This window comes from Pseudomonas sp. PIC25, assembly GCF_002286785.1.
Lineage (GTDB): Bacteria > Pseudomonadota > Gammaproteobacteria > Pseudomonadales > Pseudomonadaceae > Pseudomonas_M.
The window spans coordinates 1-16,639 of record NZ_MUJY01000078.1 but is presented as its reverse complement, the minus strand read 5'-3'; the positions used below and the strand labels follow the sequence as shown (position 1 = coordinate 16,639).

The window sequence follows — 16,639 nt, the reverse complement described above, 5'->3', positions numbered from 1 at the left end:
GGGCTCCTGGCACGTGGGCGGGGCGGGATGGCTCGGGATATGGGGCGCTAAGGTAGAGAGCGCCCGTGTGGCTGGCAAGAGGCCGGCGCTCTTCGGGTAGCCGGAGTGACGGCCTGCTAGTCGTCGTTGGCGGAGGGCGGCAGGGCTTCTTCCAGCAGCCAGCGCGCGCCGGCCCGGGCGGCGGCCTTGTGCTGCAGCTCCAGCTCTATGAAACGGGCCTCATGGTGGCGACGTTCGCTTCGCTCCAGCGCCTTCCAGGCGGCATGGGTGGGCACGTGGGCGGTGGCTTCGAACAACTGGTGGAAGACCTGGCAGCGGGGGTTGTTGCTCAGCGCGGTGTCGTAGTTGTCGATCAGCACCTTGATGCGGATCGCCCCTTCGATCAGCGGCAGCTGCTCGTCGAGCAGGCTGCCGGCCAGGATACGCAGGTCGCTGCCGAGGCGCTCCCGGCGCGCTCGCTCCGCCTCTCTGATCGCTCGCTGGCGGGCCCAGACGCGCCGCCAGAGGAACAGCGCATACAGCGCCAGCGGGAGGATGATCAGCAGGCCGGCGAGCAGCAGGCCCAGGGTCAGCGTGTCCATGCTGCGGTCAGGCGCCGTGGCACTTCTTGAATTTCTTCTGGCTGCCGCAGGGGCAGGGGTCGTTGCGGCCGACGTCCTTCAGCGGGTTGCGTGCCGGCTCCTGGTGGGCGTGGTTGCAATGCGGGCCGTGGACGTGGTGTTCATGGTCATGATCGTGGTTGCAGTCGGGACCATGGACATGGGGTTCTTGGTGCATGGGTGAATCACTCCGGAATGTAGTCGCCGGGAATTATCTCGCCATTCCGCGAAAGGTGCACGCTGCGGCCGAACATCAGGCCTGTCTTGACCTCGCCTTCGAGGCGATAGCGGATCGGCTGGTCGGGCTTCTCGAGCAGCTTGACGATGTACTTCATGTGCCGCCAGAGGTTGGTGCGCACCGGCACCTCGAACTCTTCGCGGCCATGGGCGGGCACGGTGAACCAGGTCCGTGCCTCGCCTTCGGCAAGCTTCACATCGTTGAGGTGGATGTCATAGACCAGCCCGCGCACCGGTAGGCTCATCCCATTGGGATTGGCGATGCGGAAACGCAGCAGGAACTCCTGCTTCATCAGTTTGGCACTGACAACATCGACTTTGATGAGTTGGACGTCCGGGTCCTTGAATCCACCGGTGAGCCAGGTGGAGCATCCTGCGAGGCCTGTCGCCAGACCGAACAACATCATTAGGCTGAGAATTCTTATCGTTTGCGCCTGATAAAACATTCGAAAACTCCGAAGGACGCCTCAGTGTAACAAGCAAGTGCTTGGCTGCAATCGGTTGAGAGCCGAAAAAAAACTGAGCCATACTGCGCGCCAATATGTACAGGAGTATGACCATATGAGCCGCTTTGAGATCGCTTTCTCGGGCCAACTGGTACCGGGTGCGCAACTGGAGCAGGTGAAGGCCAATCTGACCAAGCTGTTCCAGGCCGATGCCCAGCGCATAGCGTTGCTGTTTTCCGGTCGCCGGATAGTGATCAAGAGCAATCTTGATGCGGCTGGCGCGGAAAAATACCGGGCGACGCTGGAGCGTGCCGGAGCCATGGTGGAAGTCGCCGTGCTGGATGCGGAGGTCGAGGAGGTCGAGCTGGCGCCTCCGCCTGTCGCGGCAGAAGCCCCGAAAACCGCCGCACCGGGCAGCGAAGCCGGGCGGCTCAAGGTGGCGCCGCGGGACGAGTACATGGCGGCGTTCGCCGAGGTCGAAGCGCCGGACTTCGGCATCGCTCCGGTAGGCAGCGACCTGCAGGATGCCAAGCCGGCCCCGCAGGCGCCCAAGGTGGACCTCGAGCAATTCTCCCTGGCGCCGGTGGGCAGCGACATGGGGCAGGCGAAGGCGGCTCCGCCGGCCCCGGCGCCGGATGTCTCCCACCTCAAACTGGTCTGATCGAAAACGAGGCCCGCCTGTGCGGGCCCCGTGCCGTCAGGCGTCCGTCTCGCACTTGGCGGCGGCCTGTTCCGGTGTGAGATTGCGGATCGAGGTATAGAACAGCTCGCAGGTCTGCACCTTGTCCGTGACTTGCCACTTCTGGGTACAGGCATCCAGCGTCTTCTGCGGATCGGCGCCCGGGTTGCTGCCCATGCCGGCTTGCCAGCAGGCGGCGGTGATGTCCTGACCCATGACTTTCAATCCGGCCTGGTCGGCCTTCTCCTCGTTGTCGTCGTTGTTTTCCGGATCGGCCGCGTACCAGATGTAACTGGGGTGGTTACTGCCGAGCACCGCGACGGACTTGCCTTCCACCGGTTTGATCTGCCCCAGGCCGAGCACGTTCAGGCTGACGCCGTACTGCTGCTTGATCCAGTTGCGCACCGGGCTGCCGAACGCAACCATCGGCAGGGTCTGCTTGCCGCTGCCGGCGGTGAGCTGGGCGACCATGCTTTTCTGGTAATCCTGGAAGTAGTCGTAGACCTCTTCCAGGGTACTGCCGGCGCTGGCCGGTGCCGCGATGGGGGCGATATCGATGATCGTCTGATAGGCAGGCGTCTGCTCCGCCGGAATGCCATTGCGGCTGAGCAGGTCGGCCCAGCGGTCGGTGGTCTTGGATTCGAGGTAGTCCTGCGCCTGGGTCAGCGAGTAGTCAGGCGGGAAATGCAGCAGCTCGACGCTACGGCGATTCTCCAGGGCCATGCCCAGGGGCAGGAAAAAATACCAGCTGTACTGCCACTTGCCATCGCTGTTCAGGCGGCTGGCGCCCTGGTAAGCCATGTCGCCGGCTTCGAGCAGCGCCTGCAACGGCGTGCCGTAGCCGTCCGGCACGCCCTGGATGGTCAGGAAGAGGCGATCGTTGTCGCGGTTCACCGCCACTTTCGCGTCCGCATAACCGTCGCGTTGCACGCTCTGGGTCATGTAGTGCTCGACGGTCTGCTCCAGCGTCCAGTTGCGGTAGCAGATGACGTGGCAATTGTTGGGGTAGGCGAACAGGCGGGTGACACGTTCGGTGCTGCCCAGGTCGAGCTGGACGTCGGCCTGCAGCGTTGCGCTGAAGGCCATGGCCGCCAGGCCGGCAGCCATTCCCTTACGTACTGGCATATGTTGCTCCTTGTTTGGCGAGAGGCCCGGGATGGCCTCGCTCAAACACTCAAGCAACAACAGGCGATTAAAGAAAGCCGAAACAGCATTTTTTGAATTTTTGCCCACTGCCGCACGGGCAGGGATCGTTGCGGCCGGCCTTCAGCGGGGCGGTGGGGTCGATGAAGTACCAGCGGCCGGCGTTCTGGACGAAGGCCGAACGCTCGCGGTGGCTGTGCTCGCCCGTGCCGTCATGCCAGCGCGCGGTGAAGGTGACGAAAGCGTGCTCCGGCTGGCCGCCGAGCAATTCGGTACTCTCTACTTCCAGGCCGAGCCAGGTGCTTTGCGCGCTCCAGGCGGCGATCGCAGCACGGTCCAAGGCGGCCTGCTGGGCGGGCAGGGTGGTAGCCACCAGATAATCGACCAGGCCCAGCACATAGGCGCTGTAGCGCGAGCGCATGAGGCGCTCGGCGCTGGGGGCCGGCGTGCCCGCGTGGTAGCGCCCGCAGCAGTCGCTCAGAACGGCGCCGCTGCCGCAGGGGCAACTGGGGGAGGCGGGATCCAGGGTAGGGCTCATGGTTACCACCAGTACTTGCCGAAGTTTTCCGGGTTGGCCCAGAACTTGGCGTTCAGCCAGTCCGGCACCTGCTTGTAGTCGCGCAGGTCGTAGGTGAACAGTGTCAGGGTCTGTTCGCCGCGCTGGAAGCGTTCGCTGGCCTGCATGGCCAGGGCGAAGAAGTCGGTGTCTTGCCAGCCGCAGGCCTGCAGGTCGACCAGCACGGCCAGGCGGCTCGCATTGAGGTTGCGGATGCCGCCGAGCAATTCCAGTCCGGTGCGCTTGGGCAGGTGTTCGAGGCAATCCACCAGCAGGGCGAGGTCGAAGCGTTGAGCGGCCAGCGCATCCGGCAGGGGGCCGGCCTCGGCGTGTTCCACCCGGCTTTGCGGGTGCGCGGAGCGGAATGCCTCCAGCGCCGGCAACTGGCTGGCTCCGATCAGCAGGACGCGTTCCGGGGCGTAGCGGTCGAGCAGGCCGGCAAGTGCCTGTTGTGGAGTCAGGGAGGAGGTGGAGGCCGTCATTGAAAATCCTCGAGGTGGAAAATGAAGCCTAACGTGCTGCGACACACTGGCCTAGTGCTGGCGGAATTTAAAACCGGCGTCTTTACTCCCATGGAGTCGGTTTGGACCGATCCCAAAGAGGAGACTTCGTTTATGAGTATGACAAGGACCGCAGTACCCCTGCTTTTGGCGACCAGCGTCTTGACCGGCTGCGCCGGTCTGCAGAAGAGCGATTGGCCGACCTGTGCGGCCGTCGGTGGCGTGGGCGGCGCGGCGTTGGGGGCGATCGAGAGCAGCACCTGGGCGGCTGGCGGTGCGGCGGTGGGTGCCGGCATGGCGGCTGCCTATTGCTGGGTGCACGGCCAGGGCGAGGAAGAAACCGTCGCCGCCGTCGAGGAACAGCCCATGCCCGAACCCACGCCCATGCCGGAGGCTGCCGAGCCGGTGCGTGTCGAGCTGGACGTGAAGTTCGATTTCGACAAGTCGGTGGTCAAGCCTGAGAGCTATGATGACATCCGCAGCCTGGCCGACTTCATGAAGCAGTATCCGCAGACCTCCACCGTGGTCGAAGGTCATACCGACTCCATCGGTACCGACGCCTACAACCAGGGGTTGTCCGAACGCCGTGCCAACGCCGTGCGCGACGTGCTGGTCAACCAGTACGGCATCGAGGGCAGCCGTGTCGATACGGTCGGTTATGGCGAGTCGCGTCCGGTGGCGGATAACGCGACCGATGCAGGCCGTGCCATCAACCGTCGTGTGGAAGCGGAAGTCGAAGCCCGTCCCTGAGTCGTCGCTTAGCCGGCGGAACCAAGGTCAACCCGGCCGCCCCCCACGGGCGGCCGGAAGGGATCAGTCGGCTCGGCCGTAATCTCTCTTCCTGGGATGGTGGGCCGGTTGTCGGCGCCGCTTCGCTGGTCTTAACTCCTGGTACTGGCATTCCGCCAGTGACACAGGAGATCTCACCATGAGTACTGTCGCCAGGACAGTAGTCCCGATTCTTCTGGTCAGCAGTGTTCTCACCGGTTGCGTCACCACCACCAGTACGGGGGATGCGGCGCTCAACCAGGGGAACTGGCCTATCTGCAGTGCGATTGGCGGTCTGGCCGGCGGCGGCCTCGGCGCCATCGAAAGTTCAGCTTGGGCAGCCGGAGGTGCAGTGGCCGGTGCGGTCGTCGGCGGTCTGCTCTGCTATGCACAGGACGGAGACGAAGACGGGGATGGCGTCTTCGACCGGCGCGATCGATGTCCGGGTACGCCCGCGAATACGCCGGTGCACCACAACGGTTGTCCGATCAAGGAATACCCGGCTGCGCCCAAGTCCCCGGAACCCGAGCCGGCCCCTGCGCCACAAAGCGAGGTAATCGTGCTCAGCGATCTGGGCGAGGTGTTGTTCGCCTTCGATTCCGCCGAACTGACCGAAGCGGCGCGTGCCCGCTTGAGGGATGTGGGCGGACGTCTGCAAGGGGCGGACGTCATTGAGATCAAGGTGCAGGGACACACCGACAGCGTCGGCAGCGATGCCTACAACCAGGGGCTTTCGGAGCGCCGGGCACGGAGCGTGGCGGATTTCCTGGTTGCTCAGGGCGTTCCGGCGAGCAAGCTGAGCACGGAAGGTTTCGGCGAGAGCCGACCGGTTGCGGACAACGCCACCGACGCCGGACGGGCGCAGAACCGCCGTGTGGAAATTCACGTCACTCGCTAGCGATGAGAGGTTGGAGAGGCGGGGGCGTGAAGCCCCCGTGCTTTTTTCGGTTCGATGCTGGCCCGTTGCTGGCGAAGGGGTTATGGTGCGGCCAAACCAAAAAAAGCAGGGGGGAGGCATGACAGTGTTTTTAGGGCTGGGCAAGGTGGCTGCCTTGCTGTTCTGGCCGTTGGTGCTGGCCAATCTGATCGATCCGTTCGCCAATCCATTCGGTCTGCTGCTCAATGCGGCCGGCGCGGTGCTTTTCTTCATCCACCTGCTCGAGCTGGCCTGGTTCGGCGTGCGCCTGAAGGGCCGGCCGCGAATCGTTCTGGAATGCCTGCAAGTGCTGGTCTTCGGCGTCTTTCATCTTGGACTGCCCCGGCCCTCCGTCAAGGAGGCTCGCCATGCGTAACCTGTGCCTGCTCGCGCTCCTGTGTGCTCCGCTGGCCATGGCGGAATCCTTGGTCAAGGTAGCGCCAAATTCACTGTTGCGCTTGCCCACCCATGCCAGCACCTTGCAACTGGATCGGCTGGAGATCGCCGACCATGCTTCCCTCTTGCTGCCTGCCAACCTCAGCGAGTTGCGGGTAGGCGAACTGCGCATGGGGCGCGACGCGCATATTGGCATCGCCCCGAGCGAGACCGCCTTCCGCCTCGATGTGGCGCAGGGCGAGATCGCCGCCGGCAGCCATATCGGCGCCCGTGGCGCGCCGGGCTCCTACGACCGACTGGCCAGTGCCGGTCGGACACTCGCTCTGCGCCTGGAGCAGGTTCAGGTGGAATCCCTCTCCATCGATGCCCGCGGTGGGCGGGGAACGCCGGGCTATCGGGGGCTGGATGGCGCGAAAGGCCAGCCGGCGGGCTGCCTGTGGGGCGATGCCAACCGAGGTTACGACGGGCAAAACGGCGGGGATGGCCAGGACGGCGCGCCGGGCGGCAAGGTCCGTCTGGAAGTGCCGGCCGATTTCCCGGTGGAGCGTATCCAGGTCCGCCTGGAGGGCGGTGCGGGCGGCCCGGCGGGCGAGCCCGGCGACGGCGGCCCCGGTGGTGCGGCCAAGGGCTGCCTGCTCTACCGGGTAGACGGTGCGGCCAAGGGACGTCCGGGACAACCCGGCCAGCCGGGGGCCCAGGGGGCCGAGGGACAACTGGAAGTGGTGCGTTTCGAATAGTTGGCTTGAGGTTGCGGGCGTTTCGGTGGGAGCGAATTCATTCGCTCCCACAATTGACCGCTTTCCGTAGGAGCCAGCTTGCTGGCGAAGCTCCGTGCGACCTCATCCCCAAGGAATGACTTCTACAACCCCGGCCGCGCCGCCGCGATGGCCACCAGTACCAATCCCATCAGCAGATTGAAACCCACCAGTCGGCGAATCTTCCCCAGCGTCGCGCCGCCGGCGGGCCAGTCCTGCGCCTCGATGGCCTTGTTCAACTGCGGCAGTTGCAGCGCCTGCACCCGCAGGAACAGCGCCAGCATCGCGATATAAAGGCCGATCATCACATGCACATAGCGGGGCGCCTGCTCGAAACCGGCGAAGCGCAGGTGCAGCATGCCGAAGCCGGTGATCGGCAGGACCGCCACCGCCGCCCAGACCCAGACGAAGAAGCGCCGGAACACGTCCGCCCACAGCCGGAGTCTTTCCGGGGCTTGCAACACCGCGACGGCAGCCGGGCGCAGGACCATCCAGGCGAAGAACATGCCGCCGACCCAAACCAGGGCCGCCAGCACATGCAGGGCATAAACGAGGGCAAAAGGTGTCATTCGGCAATCTCCGGTGGCGGTGAACGAAACGCGCGCTATCATAGCCACCCATTCGAAATACTGAAAATTTATCCAGGCTTTCCGCTCCCCATGCTCAGTCCCGAACTCAAGGCCCAGATCCAGGGGGCCTACTCTCGTTTTCTCGAAGCCAAGGGGCTCAAGCCGCGTTACGGTCAACGGCTGATGATCGCCGAAGTGGCCAAGGTGCTCGGTGCAATCAAGCACAACGACGAAGGCCAGCGCGATGGCGAACCGGCGGTGGTAGCGGTGGAGGCGGGGACCGGTACCGGCAAGACCGTCGCCTACAGCCTGGCCACCATTCCCATTGCCAAGGCCGCCGGCAAGCGCCTGGTGATCGCCACCGCCACCGTGGCCCTGCAAGAACAGATCGTGCACAAGGACCTGCCGGACCTGATGCGCAACTCGGGCCTCAATTTCAGTTTTGCCCTGGCCAAGGGGCGCGGCCGCTACCTGTGCCTGTCCAAGCTGGACATGCTGTTGCAGGAAGGGCAGGCGCAGAACGCCACGGCCCAGTTGTTCGAAGAAGAAGGCTTCAAGCTCGACGTCGACGAGCGTAGCCAGAAACTCTTCACCCAGATGATCGAAAAGCTCGCCGGCAACCGCTGGGACGGCGACCGCGACGCCTGGCCGGAGGCCCTCGACGACGCCGACTGGGCGCGTCTGACCACCGACCACAGCCAGTGCACCAACCGTCATTGTCCGAATTTCCAGCAGTGCGCCTTCTATAAAGCCCGCGAAGGCATGACCAAGGTCGATGTGATTGTCACCAACCACGACATGGTCCTCGCCGACCTGGCGCTGGGCGGTGGCGCCGTGTTGCCCGATCCGCGCGAAACGCTCTACGTCTTCGACGAAGGCCACCACCTGCCGGACAAGGCCATCGGCCATTTCGCCCATTTCACCCGCCTGCGTTCCACGGCCGACTGGCTCGGCCAGGTGGAAAAGAACCTCACCAAGCTGCTCGCCCAGCACCCGCTGCCCGGCGAACTGGGACGGTTGATCGAAGGCGTACCGGAGCTGGCGCGCGAACTGCGCACGCAACAGCAATTTATGTTCAGTGCCTGCGAGCAGGTCGCCGATTTCCGCGCCGGCGAAGACATGGAAGGCCGCGAGCGGCCACGCCACCGTTTCGTTGGCGGCCTGGTGCCGGAACACCTGCGGGATATGGGCCTGGAGCTGAAAAAGGGTTTCGCCAAGCTCACCGACCTCTTCACCCGGCTCACCGAGCTGCTCAAGGAGGCCATGGACGGCGAGGCCAGCGTTGGTGTCGCCAGTCACCAGGCAGAGGAGTGGTATCCGCTGTTCGGCAGCCTGTTGTCCCGTGCCCAGGGTAACTGGGAGCTGTGGACCGCCTTCACCGTCGAAGACCCGGAAGACAGCCCGCCCATGGCCCGCTGGCTGACCCTGGCGGAGAGTGGCGCGGCCTATGACATCGAGGTCAACGCCAGCCCGATCCTCGCCGCCGAAACCCTGCGCCGCAACCTGTGGAACGTCGCCTACGGTGCCCTGGTGACCTCCGCCACCCTGACCGCGCTGAACAGTTTCGACCGCTACCGCATGCGTGCCGGCCTGCCCAAGGCGGCAGTCACCGCCGTGGTGCCCAGCCCGTTCCACCATGCCGATGCGGGGCTGCTCAAGGTGCCGGACCTGCGTGCCGACCCGCGCGATGCTGCCGCCCATACCGCCGCCATCGTCCGTGAACTGCCGGCCCTGGTGGATGGCCCCCGCGGTACCCTGGTGCTGTTCTCCTCGCGCAAGCAAATGCAGGACGTCTTCGATGGCCTCGACCGCGACTGGCGCAAACGTGTCCTCATCCAGGGCAACCTGTCCAAGCAGGAGACTCTGAACAAGCACAAGGCGCGCGTCGACGATGGCGAGCCCAGCGTGCTGTTCGGCCTCGCTAGCTTCGCCGAGGGCGTCGACCTGCCGGGAGCCTATTGCGAACACGTGGTAATCGCTAAGATTCCGTTCGCCGTGCCGGATGATCCCGTCGAAGCCGCGTTGTCGGAATGGATCGAGGCGCGCGGCGGCAACCCCTTCATGGAAATCGCCGTGCCGGATGCCTCGTTGCGCCTGGTCCAGGCGTGCGGGCGGCTGCTGCGCACCGAAAGCGACCGCGGCACCATCACCCTGCTGGATCGCCGGGTGGTGACCCAGCGCTATGGCAAGGCGATCCTCAACGCGTTGCCGCCGTTCCGCCGGGAAATCGCATAAATGGTACTCATCGACAGCATCATCCGGGTAAGGCGTGGTCTATTGACTGCTCGACAGTAGAGAGGCTGTTTTTTTCATGATGCGTCGTCCGTTGTACGCCGTGGTGGCACTGATGCTGGCCACTCCGCTATCCGCTGCGCCCGAGGCCCAGCAGAACCTCTTCAACTTCGCTCGTCCGACCGATGTGGCCAAGGTGGTCACACAGGGCAGCGCGCTGCCATCGCTTGAGCCGGAGTTCACTGACCGGGGCGAGGCATTGCGGCGCCTGGTCTTCCATGCCGGCGAAAGGCCGACCGTGCAGCTCACCCCCCAGCAGGGCGCCTGGGACTGGTCCCAGGCCGGCGTGCTCGGCCTGCGTATCCAGAACGCCCAGGACTGGGCCATCACCCTCGACCTGCGTATCGAAAGCAGCGACGGCAAGGTCCTGACCAGCCGTATCGCACTGCCGGCCGGCCCGGCGCAGACGCTGCTGGTCCCGCTGCACGCCACCACGCCGCGCGACCATGGCATGCGCGCCGGCCCGCCGATGCCCTTCGAGCATGAAGGGCAGCGCCTGCTGCTGGCCGAGTTCGTCGAAGGTGAGTTGAATCTGGCGCAGGTCAGCTCCATCAGTCTCTCGCTGGAGCATCCGGACGCGAACCAGAACATCCTGCTCGGCCGCATACTGGTCGAGCCCGGCGAGGATTCGGTGAAGGCCGCCTACACCGGCATCGTCGATGCCTACGGCCAGTACACCCGTGGCCGCTGGCCGGAAAAGGTCAATAGCGACGCCCAGCTCAAGCAGGCTGCGGTGAAGGAAAAGGACCAGCTCAAGGGCTGGCTGGACAAACGCCCCGAACAGGATCGCTTCGGTGGCTGGATGAAAGGCCCGTCCTTCGAGGCGCGAGGCTTCTTTCGCACCGAGAAGCATGACGGTCGCTGGTATCTGGTCACCCCCGAAGGTCATCCGTTCTATTCCCTCGGTGTGAACACCGTTACCGCCAACGGCAGCCAGACCTACGTCGAAGGGCGCGAAAGCATGTTCACTGCGTTGCCGAAAGAAGGCGAGCCGCTCGCAGCGCTCTACGGCCAGGGCGACAGTCGCAGCGACACCGGCGCCAACAAGGGCCGCGCTTACGCCCAGGGCCGCTGGTATGACTTCTACCGCGCCAACCTGCAACGCACCTACGGCGATCAGGTTTGCCCGCCGGATGCGCCTCAGAAACCCGCCAGTACCGCTCCGGAGGCTGCAGCACCTGCCACCGGGGAGCCTGCCGCTGGCTCTTCCACTCCCGCGCAACCCGCCGCGGCGGAAAAGCCCTGTGTGCCGGAAGCCGAGCGCTGGGTGAGCCAGACACTCGACCGCCTGCAGGGCTGGGGTTTCAACACCCTCGGCAACTGGAGCGACAATGCGCTCGGCGAGGCCAAGCGCATGCCTTATACGCTGCCGCTGTCGATCCAGGGCGACTACGCCACCATCAGCACCGGGCACGACTGGTGGGGCGGTATCCCCGATCCGTTCGACCCGCGCTTCGCCATGGCGGCCGAACGGGCCATTGCCATCGCCACCCGCGACCACCGCGAAGACCCCTGGCTGCTGGGCTACTTCGCCGACAACGAACTCGCCTGGGCGGGCGTCGGCACTGATCCCCAGGCCCGCTACGCGCTGGCCTACGGAACCCTGCGCCTGACCACCGACGTGCCGGCCAAGCGCGCCTTCCTCAAGCAACTGCGCGACAAATACCGCAACCAGCAGGGGCTGTCCGCGGCCTGGGGCATCGACCTGCCTGCCTGGGAACTGCTGGAGGACCCCGGTTTCGAAGCGCCGTTGCCGAGTCCGGAGCACCCAGCCATCGAGGAAGACTTCAAACGCTTCCAGAAGCTGTTCGCCGACACCTACTTCAAGACCATCTCCGACTCGCTCGACTGGCACGCCCCCAACCACCTGCTGCTTGGCGGCCGCTTCGCCGTCAGCACTCCCGAGGCGGTGGAGGCCTGTGCCCAGTATTGCGACGTGCTGAGTTTCAACTTCTATACCCGCGAGCCGCAGCATGGCTACGACTTCGACGCACTGCGTGCGCTGGACAAGCCGGTGCTCATCACCGAGTTCCACTTCGGCTCCCGCGATCGCGGCCCGTTCTGGGGTGGTGTTGCCGAGGTCTACAAGGAAGAAGAGCGTGGCCCGGCCTACGCCCACTTCCTGAAACAGGCCTTGGCCGACCCGCTGATCGTCGGTGCCCACTGGTTCCAGTACCTCGACCAGCCGGTGACCGGCCGCCTGCTCGACGGGGAGAACGGCCACCTTGGTCTGGTTGGCATTACCGACCGTCCGTTCCAGGGCTTCGTCGAGGCCGTGCGCAAGGCCAACCTCGACGTCCCCAAGACCCTCCTGGCCCCGCCGGCTCCGGTGGGCGAGAACAATCAGGGAGAAGCGAAGAAGACGACCGGAGAACAGGCCCCGCCTCAGCAGACGGTGCAATGACTCCCGGTATGACGCCTGCACGTAAACCCTCTCCCCGCTGGGGAGGGGGTTGGGGCGAGTGGGCGGTCTTTCGGCCCCCATACACATGCTCGGATTCACGCATGCTCACCCCGGATTGCGCTGACGCTTATTCGGGCTACAAGTTGCTCTTTCGGCCTGGCGATCCATACGCATGCTCGGCCTACATACCCCCAGGCAATTGAATAACCCTTCACCCGCTTCAACATCCCACCTCACGACTGGTTCACATTCCCGCGCCCGGCTGAAACAATGCGCGGCATTGCCGAACCATCCCAAGGAGCCCGCGTGCAGATTCAAGGCTATTTCGACCTGAAATTCGAAGCAGTGAAGGACGCCTTCGCCGCTCTCTTCGAAAATCCCCAGGAGCGCGGCGCGGCGCTCTGCATCCAGGTCGGCGGAGAAACCGTGGTGGATATCTGGGCCGGCGTCGCCGACAAGGACGGCACCGAGGCCTGGAACAGCGACACCATCCTCAATCTGTTCTCCTGCACCAAGACCTTCACCGCCGTCACCGCCCTGCAACTGGTCGGCGAGGGCAAGCTGGAGCTGGATGCCCCCGTCGCGCGTCTCTGGCCCGAGTTCGCTGTTGCCGGCAAAGAAAAGATCACCCTGCGCCAACTGCTTTGCCACCAGGCCGGCCTGCCTGCGCTGCATGAACTGCTCCCCGCCGAAGCCCTCTACGACTGGAATGCCATGATCCAGGCCCTGGCCGCCGAGCAGCCCTGGTGGACGCCCGGCGAAGGCCATGGCTATGCCCCGATTACCTACGGTTGGCTGGTGGGTGAACTGCTGCGCCGCGCCGACGGCCGTGGCCCCGGCGAATCCATCGTCGCCCGTACCGCAAAGCCCCTGGGCCTCGACTTCCATGTCGGGCTGGACGACGCTGAATTCCCCCGTGTCGCCCACATCGCCCGGGCCAAGGGCAACCTCGGCGACGCCGCCGCCCAGCGCCTGCTCAAGTGCATGATGACCGAGCCCACCTCCATGCCGACGCGGGCCTTTACCAACCCGCCGTCCATCATGACCAGCACCAACAAACCGGAATGGCGCCGCATGCAGCAACCCGCTGCCAACGGCCACGGCAACGCCCGCGCCCTGGCCGGATTCTATGCTGGCCTGCTGGATGGCAGCTTGCTCGAATCCGACCTGCTCAACGAACTCACCCGCGAACACTGCCGCGGCGAAGACAAAACCCTGCTCACCAGCACCCGCTTCGGCCTCGGCTGCATGCTCGACCAGCCGGACGTCGCCAACGCCACCTACGGCCTCGGCCCGAAAGCCTTCGGCCACCCCGGCGCCGGCGGCTCCAGCGGCTTCGCCGACCCCGAGCGCGACCTCGCCTTCGGCTTCGTCACCAACACCCTCGGCCCCTACGTCCTCATGGACCCTCGCGCCCAAAAGCTCGCCCGAGTTGTCGGCGAGTGCCTGTAACCTCTGATCGTTCCCACGCTCCGCGTGGGAACGCCTCCCGGGACGCTCCGCGTCCAAGGGCGAATGAATTCACCCCGACACAATCCACAACGGCTATCCCACTCTCCGCCCCCCGATCGTTCCCACGCTCCGCGTGGGAATGCCTCCCGGGACGCTCCGCGTCCCCCTGGTGCCCAAGCCAGGCTCAACGAATCCCCAACGCCTTGCCGCCAATATCCCGTGCATGCGGAAAGGCCGAGCCCACCGCATCGATATCGTCGCCGCTGACGCCGGCATCCTCGAAATGCGTGCGCCACTCGCGCACGACCCGCCAAATCCGCTCGATCCGGGCAACGGCCATGGAGGAGGGCAGGCCAAAACGCTCTGCCCAGGACAGCGCATTGGTCAGGGTGGCCTCGCGCCCATATTGGCCCACGCCCAAGTGCAGATAACGGCTGCTCGCAACGCTCGGCCGGGGCACCACGTCATACAGCGGGCTTAGCCGCCAAGCCAGCGCCACCCGCCGTTCCGGGCCCTGCGACCCCGGCCGGGGCAACTGCTCCGGCGTCTCCTGCAGGATGAAACCATGGTTGCGCAGGTGATCGTCGTCGTTGCTGACCAGAATGTTGAACACCATGCGCTCGAACAGCTCGGCAAGATCGTCGGCCAGATGCCCGGCATTCAAGAACCGCCGCATCCGGTCCGCCAGGGCCGCATAGCTGCTCTCGATGGAAGCCATTTCATGGATGTTCATCAGCGTCAGTGCCGTGATGTAGTGCCGCCGCCCCACGGCTTCCCCCTTGCCGGTGCGGTCGAAGCGCTCGATCAACATCGCGTGGCGCCCCGCACCGAGGTCTTCCAGGCGTGTTTTCGGCACGCTCAATCCGGCGGCGCGTGCCAACTCCAGCGTGGCCCGCTCCACGGCCGGTACGTTGAAGCCACGGTCCGTCACCGAAGAGAACTTCGCCAGCCAATGGCTGCCATCCGCATCCAGCAGCGTCGCCTTCGGTCGCATGCCGCCCATGCTCGAACCGGCCTCGAAAAACGCATGCAGATTGGCCGGAACGGGGGCGCCGGACTCGATGCGCTCCACCGCCTCCTGCAAATAATGCAGGCGGCGCACATCCACCGCCTGGGCGAGCCCCTTCGGCTCCTCGCCGTGCCCGGTGATATCCAGCGCGCCGACGCGGTTACCGCCTGCCTCCAGCAGGTACACCGACTCCGGCAACCCATTCGCCGGTGCCCGATGTCGCGCCTCGATCACTCGCCGGCCCCAGGCATCCGGCGCGGCATCCCGAATGCCGCCGAACAACGCCGCTCCTTCTGGGAACAATTCACGACCAGCAACCTCCTGCCCATGGAGAAAACCCAGCGCCACCGGGTCGATCTCGATTGCCCCGGCACGTTTCAGATAGCGCAAGCCATAGCCGAATCGAGCCGCGACCACCTGTGTGTCGGATTCGGTCAGCGCCAGCAACCCAGCCGGCACCGCCACGGTGGCGCCGGGCAGATAGGCATGCACCATCAGCTCGCGTTCAGAAGTCATAACGCTTCAGCTCCTTCTCGCCGAGCGGGCGCGACCGCTGGCGCTTGCCTTGGGCCTCCATCTGCACCACGGCCGTGTCCGGCTGACTGAGAAACGCCTGCAGCGAGACGCCTGGACGCAGTGCATCCAGGTAGCGAAGAATCTGCCCGACCGCCACCCCGGCATCGCCCCGTTCGATACGCACGATGGTGTTGCGACTGACATTCGCCCGAACCGCCGCCTCCGCCTGGGTGATCTTGCGGGCGATACGGCTATCCGCCAGCGCCTGGCCCAACCCGGCCAATTGACTGCTCAGATGATCGGGCATCGCCGAGGCTTGCTGTCGCTTCATGTTTGCACCTAAAAAAATACATTAACCGCTTAGTGATCGATTTTAGGTGCAAATTATCGAAAGGCAAACCAGCAAGCCTATGACCTGATCGTTCCGCGTCGCCAGCTCCGCTTCTGATCGTTCCCACGCTCCGCGTGGGAATGCCTCCAGGGACGCTCCGCGTCCGCCCCACACAGCCCCACAACGGCGGCCCGGACCACGCCAACCGAGCCGCCCACCGCTCAAGGCCGCCGCGACCACAACCCCAGCAACCGAGGCCGTCGCAGCTTCGCCCGCGGATACCCCGACTCCAGCAGAAACGGCATATCGCTGAACCGCACCCACAAACAATCCTGCCAGTGCAGCATCGCCACCTCCTGCCGCTCCCAACGTAACAGGCTGCGCCGAGGCTCCGGCTTCTCCGCCTCGCCGCGCAACGCCGGCACCACCTCGCCGGTGATCCACCGGCGCAGGCTGCGGTTCTCCGGGTGGCGGTAATAAATCAGCGCCGCATAAATGCCCGATTCACTGAGCATCAACGTCGGCTGTGGCTCGCCGGCCGCATACACCAGCGCGACCGTGCGCGTCTGGTCCGCATCCAGCCGGTGGACGATGCGGTCCTCCAGCTTGTGGCCGATCAACAGGGCAAGGTCGCGCGCGACGAACCAGGGCTGGTCATCGATCAGAGCGGCACGCAGAGGGCGGTTGTGGCGGAGGAAATGGGTAGGGGTGAAGACAGCATCCATCAGCAGTACTCCAAGTTCTGGTTAACCCATGCGCAACCCACCCGCAAAAACAGAAGCTTTCGCAGAGAGCAGCGCAACGTGTCGAGTACTTGCAGGCTGTCAAACCCGGTCACGGAATTGGCCGTGACGGGCGAGAGGATAGGGACGCAGGCCGAATTGCACAAGCCGGGTGCCTGACACGCTGTTGTGGAGGCATCGAATGGGGGTATCTTTCGAGACGGCTTGCCGAGTGTGGGGCTGGTTGTTTTTTGAACGATTTCTTCGGTAGAAAAATCGAGATCGGAATTGTTCTTTGAAAACAATTGGTTACGGCAAGTGTGTTCCCCGCGGGTGCGGGGATGAACCG

Annotated in this window: 18 protein-coding genes and 1 pseudogene; 8 read left to right on the top strand and 11 right to left on the bottom strand. The window is 65.0% G+C overall.

Going from position 1 to position 16,639, the window contains the following annotated elements:
* Positions 1 to 116 precede the first annotated feature (116 nt).
* Genes BZL41_RS09530 through BZL41_RS09520 form a run of 3 tightly spaced genes read right to left on the bottom strand, consistent with a single transcriptional unit; the run spans position 117 to position 1,282 of the window.
* A complete protein-coding gene (locus tag BZL41_RS09530) occupies positions 117 to 581 on the bottom strand; it encodes a DUF2489 domain-containing protein (protein ID WP_095599072.1) in 465 nt (154 codons plus the stop codon).
* A gap of 7 nt (positions 582 to 588) precedes the next feature.
* Positions 589 to 777 carry an SEC-C metal-binding domain-containing protein gene (locus BZL41_RS09525; protein ID WP_084338186.1) on the bottom strand — a complete coding sequence of 63 codons (189 nt, stop codon included), beginning with the start codon at positions 775 to 777 and terminating at the stop codon, positions 589 to 591.
* A 7-nt stretch (positions 778 to 784) separates the two neighbouring features.
* Positions 785 to 1,282, bottom strand: a complete 498-nt coding sequence (locus BZL41_RS09520) for an LEA type 2 family protein (protein WP_084338184.1) — start codon at positions 1,280 to 1,282, stop codon at positions 785 to 787.
* A 115-nt stretch (positions 1,283 to 1,397) separates the two neighbouring features.
* On the opposite strand from BZL41_RS09520, the gene BZL41_RS09515 reads away from it, so the two are divergent.
* Positions 1,398 to 1,943: a hypothetical protein gene (locus BZL41_RS09515; RefSeq protein WP_095599071.1), complete on the top strand. Its 546-nt coding sequence runs from the start codon at positions 1,398 to 1,400 to the stop codon at positions 1,941 to 1,943.
* Between the two features lie 36 nt (positions 1,944 to 1,979).
* On the opposite strand, the gene BZL41_RS09510 is transcribed toward BZL41_RS09515, so the two are convergent.
* The 3 genes from BZL41_RS09510 to BZL41_RS09500 all read right to left on the bottom strand — a co-directional run bounded on the left by BZL41_RS09510 (position 1,980) and on the right by BZL41_RS09500 (position 4,142).
* Entirely contained in the window at positions 1,980 to 3,086 is a 1,107-nt protein-coding gene (locus BZL41_RS09510) for a hypothetical protein (RefSeq protein ID WP_371916509.1), read from the bottom strand.
* A 67-nt stretch (positions 3,087 to 3,153) separates the two neighbouring features.
* On the bottom strand, positions 3,154 to 3,642 hold the full coding sequence (locus tag BZL41_RS09505) for a YchJ family protein (RefSeq protein ID WP_095599069.1): 489 nt from the start codon (positions 3,640 to 3,642) through the stop codon (positions 3,154 to 3,156).
* Between the two features lie 2 nt (positions 3,643 to 3,644).
* The gene (locus BZL41_RS09500) at positions 3,645 to 4,142 is read right to left on the bottom strand and encodes a DUF6231 family protein (RefSeq protein ID WP_095599068.1); all 498 of its coding nucleotides are present in this window, start codon (positions 4,140 to 4,142) and stop codon (positions 3,645 to 3,647) included.
* A gap of 405 nt (positions 4,143 to 4,547) precedes the next feature.
* On the opposite strand from BZL41_RS09500, the pseudogene BZL41_RS29040 reads away from it, so the two are divergent.
* The 4 genes and pseudogenes from BZL41_RS29040 to BZL41_RS09480 all read left to right on the top strand — a co-directional run.
* Positions 4,548 to 4,910: pseudogene (locus tag BZL41_RS29040) on the top strand (OmpA family protein); the annotation flags it as partial.
* Positions 4,911 to 5,088: 178 nt separating this feature from the next.
* Positions 5,089 to 5,826 carry an OmpA family protein gene (locus BZL41_RS09490; protein ID WP_095599066.1) on the top strand — a complete coding sequence of 246 codons (738 nt, stop codon included), beginning with the start codon at positions 5,089 to 5,091 and terminating at the stop codon, positions 5,824 to 5,826.
* A 118-nt stretch (positions 5,827 to 5,944) separates the two neighbouring features.
* Positions 5,945 to 6,220 carry a DUF1145 domain-containing protein gene (locus tag BZL41_RS09485; RefSeq protein WP_095599065.1) on the top strand — a complete coding sequence of 92 codons (276 nt, stop codon included), beginning with the start codon at positions 5,945 to 5,947 and terminating at the stop codon, positions 6,218 to 6,220.
* A complete protein-coding gene (locus BZL41_RS09480) occupies positions 6,213 to 6,977 on the top strand; it encodes a hypothetical protein (protein ID WP_095599064.1) in 765 nt (254 codons plus the stop codon). The genes BZL41_RS09485 and BZL41_RS09480 overlap by 8 nt, the downstream gene beginning before the upstream one ends.
* A 122-nt stretch (positions 6,978 to 7,099) precedes the next feature.
* On the opposite strand, the gene BZL41_RS09475 is transcribed toward BZL41_RS09480, so the two are convergent.
* A complete protein-coding gene (locus BZL41_RS09475) occupies positions 7,100 to 7,564 on the bottom strand; it encodes a CopD family protein (protein WP_095599063.1) in 465 nt (154 codons plus the stop codon).
* Positions 7,565 to 7,654: 90 nt separating this feature from the next.
* Here BZL41_RS09475 and dinG point away from each other — a divergent pair, with 90 nt between their 5' ends.
* From dinG to BZL41_RS09460, 3 genes are all read left to right on the top strand, one after another.
* A complete protein-coding gene (dinG, locus tag BZL41_RS09470; RefSeq protein ID WP_095599062.1) occupies positions 7,655 to 9,799 on the top strand; it encodes an ATP-dependent DNA helicase DinG in 2,145 nt (714 codons plus the stop codon).
* A gap of 76 nt (positions 9,800 to 9,875) precedes the next feature.
* Positions 9,876 to 12,260: a beta-agarase gene (locus BZL41_RS09465; protein WP_174706153.1), complete on the top strand. Its 2,385-nt coding sequence runs from the start codon at positions 9,876 to 9,878 to the stop codon at positions 12,258 to 12,260.
* A gap of 306 nt (positions 12,261 to 12,566) precedes the next feature.
* Positions 12,567 to 13,712, top strand: coding sequence for a serine hydrolase domain-containing protein (locus BZL41_RS09460; RefSeq protein ID WP_095599061.1), 1,146 nt, complete (start codon positions 12,567 to 12,569; stop codon positions 13,710 to 13,712).
* Positions 13,713 to 13,896: 184 nt separating this feature from the next.
* On the opposite strand, the gene BZL41_RS09455 is transcribed toward BZL41_RS09460, so the two are convergent.
* The 4 genes from BZL41_RS09455 to BZL41_RS28830 form a co-directional block, all read right to left on the bottom strand.
* Positions 13,897 to 15,237, bottom strand: a complete 1,341-nt coding sequence (locus BZL41_RS09455; protein ID WP_095599060.1) for a type II toxin-antitoxin system HipA family toxin — start codon at positions 15,235 to 15,237, stop codon at positions 13,897 to 13,899.
* Complete coding sequence (locus BZL41_RS09450; RefSeq protein WP_095599059.1) at positions 15,227 to 15,568, bottom strand: helix-turn-helix domain-containing protein; 342 nt, start codon at positions 15,566 to 15,568, stop codon at positions 15,227 to 15,229. Before BZL41_RS09450 ends, BZL41_RS09455 begins: the two co-directional genes overlap by 11 nt.
* Positions 15,569 to 15,789: 221 nt before the next feature.
* On the bottom strand, positions 15,790 to 16,293 hold the full coding sequence (locus tag BZL41_RS09445; RefSeq protein WP_095599058.1) for a BRO family protein: 504 nt from the start codon (positions 16,291 to 16,293) through the stop codon (positions 15,790 to 15,792).
* Positions 16,293 to 16,639 (bottom strand): hypothetical protein (locus tag BZL41_RS28830; protein ID WP_218224491.1); only part of this gene is annotated, 347 nt, incomplete at its 5' end. The genes BZL41_RS09445 and BZL41_RS28830, both read right to left, overlap by 1 nt.

Bases quoted from the DNA above. Each gene is read 5' to 3' on its own strand.
- BZL41_RS09530 (WP_095599072.1), bottom strand. From the start codon at position 581: ATGGACACGCTGACCCTGGGCCTGCTGCTCGCCGGCCTGCTGATCATC.
- BZL41_RS09525 (WP_084338186.1), bottom strand. From the start codon at position 777: ATGCACCAAGAACCCCATGTCCATGGTCCCGACTGCAACCACGATCAT.
- BZL41_RS09520 (WP_084338184.1), bottom strand. From the start codon at position 1,282: ATGTTTTATCAGGCGCAAACGATAAGAATTCTCAGCCTAATGATGTTG.
- BZL41_RS09515 (WP_095599071.1), top strand. From the start codon at position 1,398: ATGAGCCGCTTTGAGATCGCTTTCTCGGGCCAACTGGTACCGGGTGCG.
- BZL41_RS09510 (WP_371916509.1), bottom strand. From the start codon at position 3,086: ATGCCAGTACGTAAGGGAATGGCTGCCGGCCTGGCGGCCATGGCCTTC.
- BZL41_RS09505 (WP_095599069.1), bottom strand. From the start codon at position 3,642: ATGAGCCCTACCCTGGATCCCGCCTCCCCCAGTTGCCCCTGCGGCAGC.
- BZL41_RS09500 (WP_095599068.1), bottom strand. From the start codon at position 4,142: ATGACGGCCTCCACCTCCTCCCTGACTCCACAACAGGCACTTGCCGGC.
- BZL41_RS09490 (WP_095599066.1), top strand. From the start codon at position 5,089: ATGAGTACTGTCGCCAGGACAGTAGTCCCGATTCTTCTGGTCAGCAGT.
- BZL41_RS09485 (WP_095599065.1), top strand. From the start codon at position 5,945: ATGACAGTGTTTTTAGGGCTGGGCAAGGTGGCTGCCTTGCTGTTCTGG.
- BZL41_RS09480 (WP_095599064.1), top strand. From the start codon at position 6,213: ATGCGTAACCTGTGCCTGCTCGCGCTCCTGTGTGCTCCGCTGGCCATG.
- BZL41_RS09475 (WP_095599063.1), bottom strand. From the start codon at position 7,564: ATGACACCTTTTGCCCTCGTTTATGCCCTGCATGTGCTGGCGGCCCTG.
- dinG (WP_095599062.1), top strand. From the start codon at position 7,655: ATGCTCAGTCCCGAACTCAAGGCCCAGATCCAGGGGGCCTACTCTCGT.
- BZL41_RS09465 (WP_174706153.1), top strand. From the start codon at position 9,876: ATGATGCGTCGTCCGTTGTACGCCGTGGTGGCACTGATGCTGGCCACT.
- BZL41_RS09455 (WP_095599060.1), bottom strand. From the start codon at position 15,237: ATGACTTCTGAACGCGAGCTGATGGTGCATGCCTATCTGCCCGGCGCC.
- BZL41_RS09450 (WP_095599059.1), bottom strand. From the start codon at position 15,568: ATGAAGCGACAGCAAGCCTCGGCGATGCCCGATCATCTGAGCAGTCAA.
- BZL41_RS09445 (WP_095599058.1), bottom strand. From the start codon at position 16,293: ATGGATGCTGTCTTCACCCCTACCCATTTCCTCCGCCACAACCGCCCT.